Genomic DNA, 5,560 nt, shown 5'->3' with positions numbered 1-5,560 from the left:
CAAAAACCCGCTGCGTTTCACCGTCAGCGGGTTTCAAAGCCTCTCGGTGAGGAGAGCTTTTAAATTCGATTAGTAAAGCTTTTTAGGCAACATCTGGCTGCGAATACGCTTGTAATGGCGTTTAGCAGCAGCGGCCTTTTTACGCTTACGTTCAGCCGTTGGCTTCTCGTAGAACTCGCGGGCACGCAAGTCTGTCAAAAGACCATTTTTTTCAATGGTGCGCTTGAAACGGCGCAATGCCACTTCAAAAGGTTCGTTCTCACGGAGGCGGACTGTAGTCATACTTGTTTAACTCGTATATGCTCGAAAAATATCGAAAAAATTAACTGAAACGCGATTCTAGCACGACCAAGCAAAAAAATGATTGTTTTAGGCATAGAAACTTCTTGTGACGAGACCGGGGTGGCTGTTTATGACACCTCCCCCTGGGAAAACCACGCTCCAGCCCATCAGGGTATCCTGGGACAGGCCCTGCACTCCCAAATAGCGATGCACCGAGACTATGGCGGGGTTGTTCCAGAATTAGCCTCCAGAGACCATATAAGGCGGGCTTTACCCCTTTTGGGCGATGCTTTGCATGAGGCTGGGCTCAAATTAAAGGATATTGATGCTGTCGCCTACACCCAAGGCCCAGGCTTAGCTGGCGCCCTGCTTGTAGGCAGTGCTTTTGCCAAATCCCTGGCTCAAGGCCTCAATTTGCCCTCCATTGGGGTGCACCACCTTGAAGGACACCTGCTTTCCCCGCTTTTAGGGGTTTCGGTACCGGAATTCCCATTTATTGCTCTTCTAGTCTCAGGCGGACATACTCAGTTAATGCTGGTCAGCGGGGTTGGTAAATACCAACTTCTAGGCGAAACCCTGGATGACGCTGCTGGCGAAGCCTTTGATAAAACGGCCAAATTATTAGGTTTGGACTACCCCGGGGGTGCTGCCATCTCCAAATTGGCAGAAAAAGGACAATCCGGACGCTTTGATCTACCCAAACCGATGTTGCATTCAGGGGATTTGGATTTTTCTTTCTCCGGACTCAAAACAGCTGTTCTCAATCAAGTTAAAAAGTTTGAGGCACTCGGAATTTCAGATCCTACTGAGATTGCAACATTTCATGCGGATTTAGCACGCAGCTTTGTCGATTCCTTGGTAGCAGTGTTAGTCAGCAAATCCGAGAAAGCGCTCAAGCAAACGGGCTGCAAACATTTGGTACTGGCTGGTGGCGTGGGAGCCAATTTGCAATTACGTGCTGCTCTCAATGCCAGCGCCAAGAAGAATCGATTTGAAGTGCACTACCCGCCAGTCGATCTCTGCACCGATAACGGCGTGATGATTGCTTTTGCTGGAGCACTGCGCATGTTGGCAGAAAATAATGGCTCAACTACTTCGGGTGCTTTTGATATCAAACCCCGTTGGGATTTGGCGAGTAATAATCTCGCTTAAGTAACTCTCGTTTTGTCGCTGCTTATTTAGTCAGACTAATTTTGGCGTAGGCGCTGTGATTGTGAATCGATTCAAAGTTTTCAGCTTCAACTACTAAAGACAAAATACGATCATCGCCTTTAAGTTGGCCAGCCACATCACGCACTAAGTCTTCCACAAACTTCGGATTGTCATACGCGCGCTCAGTAACCCACTTCTCATCAGGGCGCTTGAGTAAGCCCCACAGCTCGCTAGAGGCTTGGCTCTCAGCGGCTGCAACTAAATCTTCCACTGTCATCTTCGTCTGTGGATCAAGCTCAACAGACATCGTTACGTGTGAGCGTTGATTATGTGCACCATATTCAGAAATCTCTTTAGAACAAGGGCACAAACTCATCACTGGAACTAAAGCACGAAGCCTTAATTCAACATCAATAGATCTAGCAGTACTTTGCTTTGCCTTGGCAGTCCAAGTCACTTCGTAATCCATCAAGCTTTCAACACCAGATACTGGTGCAGCTTTTTTAACAAAGTGCGTATACGTAAATTGAATGCGACCTTCTGTTGCATTGAGTAGCGGCAACATCTCGCGCACCATGGCAACTACAGATGCACTATCAATCGGTTCATTGTGTTTTTGCAAAAGCGCAATGAAACGGGACATGTGCGTGCCCTTCACATGCGCAGGCAAAGCTACATCCATTTCAAAATTACCAACAGCTGGCATGACACCTGTCTGAGTACGAATGCTCAATGGATGACGCAATCCTCGAATGCCTACCTGCTCGATTGGCAAAGCACGCTCGTCATGCGAGGACTGAATGTCCGGCATTGCTTGCGGTTTGAGAAAGGCGGTGTTGATGTCGTTCATGGCTCTATTTTCAGGCAAAAATGACTTATTTGCCCAAGGTCACCGGATTTAAAGCGGTTTTAGCTGGAAAACGCAGGGAAATAGCCTTTGCAATCCCCTCAGAATCAAGGCCGCATTTACTCATCAAGAGTTTGTAATCGCCATGCTCCACGAATTCATCTGGAAGACCTAATTGCAATAGGGGTTTATTGACACCCATCGCAGAGAGCGCCTCTAAGCACGCACTACCAGCTCCACCCTGAATAGCGCCATCCTCAATCGTCACAAAATAATCATGGTCTTGCGCCAAGGATTTGAGAAGCTCCAGATCCAATGGCTTTACAAAACGCATATTGGCAACGGAGGCGTCGATTTGCTCAGCCACTTCAAGCGCCGGATAAAGCAAAGTACCAAAAGCTAAAATCGCTATGCGTTGACCAGCAGGTGCCTTGGATTTACGGCGTAATTCGCCTTTACCCAAGGGCACGGTGCGCAATTCTTTTGAAGGAATAGTTCCAACACCAGCACCGCGTGGATAACGCACCGCACTTGGATGAGGCTGATGGAAGGCTGTCGTCAACAAATCACGACACTCTGCTTCATCTGCTGGCGTCAATACCAACATATTTGGAATGCAGCGTAAGAATGGAATGTCATATGCGCCTGCATGTGTCGCGCCATCAGCACCAACTAAACCCGCACGATCCAATGCAAACAGAACCGGCAAATCCTGAATTGCCACATCATGAATGAGTTGATCGTAAGCGCGTTGTAAGAAGGTTGAATAGATCGCGACGACTGGCTTCATACCCTCGCATGCCATACCGGCAGCAAAAGTCACTGCATGCTGTTCAGCAATACCCACATCGTAATAACGCTTCGGGAAATTCTTTTCAAACTCAACGAGGCCAGAGCCTTCACGCATTGCTGGCGTAATACCAATCAGCAATGGATCGGCGTGCGCCATATCGCACAGCCATTCACCAAAGACTTGAGTAAAAGTTTTTTGAGATGGGGTGACGGATTTCTTCACGCCCTCTTCTGGATTGAATTTGCTTGGCCCGTGATACAGGACTGGATCCGCTTCGGCCAACTCATAGCCCTGGCCCTTCCGTGTCACCACATGCAAGAACTGCGGGCCACGGCCCTCGAGTGCTAAGCGGCGTACGTTTTGCAGCATCGGAATAAGAGCATCTAAATCGTGACCATCAATTGGCCCGAAGTAGTTAAAGCCAAACTCTTGAAAAATGGTGGATGGCGATACCATGCCCTTGGCATGATCTTCTAAGCGTTTAGCAAACTCACGTAAAGGAGGGGCAATGGATAAAACGCTATCAATACCCTTCTTAGTGGCCGAGTAAATATTGCCACTCAATAATCTAGCAAGATGTCGATTGAGCGCACCTACTGCTGGCGAAATAGACATATCGTTGTCATTCAGAATCACCACTAATGGCAAGTCGTCATACACACCCGCATTGTTCATGGCTTCAAATGCCATACCGCCAGTCATCGCACTATCACCAATCACAGCAACGGCAACTTGCTTCTCACCCTTGGTTTGAAAAGCACGCGCCATACCCATCGCCGCTGAAATACTTGTAGAAGAGTGGCCGGTGCCAAAGGCATCGTATTCACTCTCAGCGCGACGTGGAAAACCAGACAAACCATCGAACTGACGCAAAGTACCCATGCGCTCACGACGACCAGTCAAAATTTTGTGTGGATAACTTTGATGACCCACATCCCACACAATTCTGTCTGCGGGCGTATCAAATACATAGTGCAGCGCAATCGATAACTCAACCGTTCCTAAATTAGAGGAAAGGTGTCCGCCCGTTTTTGAAACAGAATCCAATACAAACTTACGCAACTCATCTGCGAGTGCAGGAAGCTGCTCACGAGGAAGTTTTTTTAAATCTACGGGGGAGTGAATGGAATTTAAAGTCATCAAATCTTCAGTAATCTTATTTGCCTCTATTAACCACCAACAGAGCCAAATCTTTTAGGGCTTGGGCTTTAGCGCCAAAACTCTCTAAGCTAGCAGTTGCCGCTTCTTGCAAATCTTTTGCTGCTTTCTGTGCATAGTCTAAACCCATCAAGGTCACATAGGTTGGCTTGTCATTGGCAGCGTCTTTCCCAGCAGTTTTACCCAAGGTTTGACTATCTGCAGTGGCATCGAGGACATCGTCCACAATTTGAAAGGCTAAACCTAAGGCTTCAGAGTAATTTTGGAGATACTGCATTTGAGTTAAATTGAGTTTGGCAGCAATACCACCCATCTGCACTGAACAAGAAAGCAAAGCCCCTGTTTTCATCGCATGCATTTGCTTTAAGCCAGCAAGGTCTAATTTCTTGCCCACGCTTTCTAGATCAATCGCCTGCCCACCAGCCATACCGCGTGAACCAGATGCACTAGCTAATGCACTGATCATGACTAAGCGAATATCGGTATCGCACTGTGCGTTTGCCAAGACTTCAAATGCACGAGTTTGCAATGCGTCACCAACCAATAAGGCAGTCGCTTCGTCATAAGCCTTATGCACCGTAGGTCGGCCACGGCGCAAATCATCATCATCCATGCAAGGCAAGTCATCGTGTACCAATGAATAAGCATGAATACATTCAATTGCCACTGCAGCAGCATCCAATGCATTTTGATTTGCGTCATCACTCAACGCGCCGGCGGCATAGACCAATAAGGGACGAATACGTTTGCCACCGCCTTGGGCGGCATAACGCATGGCTTCATGCAAGCGCGCAGGATTAGCATTGGTAGCATCCAGCAGGTTCTCTAAAGCCAATTCAGTTCGCAGCCCGTGAGCCCGAACCCAATCCTCGAATGAAAGCATGTTGTTCATAAAGGCCAAATCTCAGTGCGGCTTACGCTTCGAATACCCGAACTTGCTGCTCAACTTGAGCCAGCATGGCTTGGCAATGCTTCAAAAGTGCTGCGCCGCGTTGATAGGCTAAAAGCGTCTCCTCCAGGGAGAATTTACCTGACTCCATGTCAGAAATGAGCTTTTCTAGCTCCTTTACAGCCTGCTCATAATGCAAGTTAGGGTCAATTTGAACCTCAAGACCGGGTTTCTGACTCTCAGATTTCTTTGCTGGCATTGGCTTATTTCCTTCAAATTTCTTGCAGATATAGCCCTACATATTAAAGCGAGACGAGGGTCAGATGGGTATAATCCCCTACTTCCTTTCCAATATCGATCCGTCGATGGTTGGATTGGTTATTCCGCTTAGCTTCGGCTGACGTTTTCGGGGGTGGGGAGAATGACTAATCTGGCTACC

6 protein-coding genes are annotated in these 5,560 nt (G+C 47.9%); 1 reads left to right on the top strand and 5 read right to left on the bottom strand.

The window, feature by feature from the left end; all coding sequences use genetic code 11:
* Window positions 1-69 precede the first annotated feature (69 nt).
* Window positions 70-282, bottom strand: a complete 213-nt coding sequence (rpsU, locus tag B7X71_RS11220; protein WP_011903537.1) for a 30S ribosomal protein S21 — start codon at window positions 280-282, stop codon at window positions 70-72.
* Window positions 283-360: 78 nt separating this feature from the next.
* Here rpsU and tsaD point away from each other — a divergent pair, with 78 nt between their 5' ends.
* A complete protein-coding gene (gene tsaD, locus B7X71_RS11215; protein WP_293600767.1) occupies window positions 361-1,434 on the top strand; it encodes a tRNA (adenosine(37)-N6)-threonylcarbamoyltransferase complex transferase subunit TsaD in 1,074 nt (357 codons plus the stop codon).
* 22 nt (window positions 1,435-1,456) lie between these two features.
* Here the strand turns inward: tsaD and folE2 are convergent, their stop codons facing one another.
* Genes folE2 through xseB form a run of 4 tightly spaced genes read right to left on the bottom strand, consistent with a single transcriptional unit; the run spans window position 1,457 to window position 5,380 of the window.
* Window positions 1,457-2,284 (bottom strand): GTP cyclohydrolase FolE2, encoded by an 828-nt coding sequence (gene folE2 / locus B7X71_RS11210; protein ID WP_293600766.1) that lies wholly within the window; start codon window positions 2,282-2,284, stop codon window positions 1,457-1,459.
* A 25-nt stretch (window positions 2,285-2,309) separates the two neighbouring features.
* Window positions 2,310-4,214, bottom strand: coding sequence for a 1-deoxy-D-xylulose-5-phosphate synthase (dxs, locus tag B7X71_RS11205; protein WP_293600765.1), 1,905 nt, complete (start codon window positions 4,212-4,214; stop codon window positions 2,310-2,312).
* A 16-nt stretch (window positions 4,215-4,230) separates the two neighbouring features.
* Window positions 4,231-5,115, bottom strand: coding sequence for a farnesyl diphosphate synthase (locus tag B7X71_RS11200; protein ID WP_293600768.1), 885 nt, complete (start codon window positions 5,113-5,115; stop codon window positions 4,231-4,233).
* A 31-nt stretch (window positions 5,116-5,146) separates the two neighbouring features.
* Window positions 5,147-5,380, bottom strand: coding sequence for an exodeoxyribonuclease VII small subunit (gene xseB, locus B7X71_RS11195; protein WP_293600764.1), 234 nt, complete (start codon window positions 5,378-5,380; stop codon window positions 5,147-5,149).
* Window positions 5,381-5,560 lie beyond the last annotated feature (180 nt).

It is taken from the genome of Polynucleobacter sp. 39-46-10, assembly GCF_002282275.1.
This window is presented reverse-complemented; position numbering and strand designations above follow the sequence as displayed.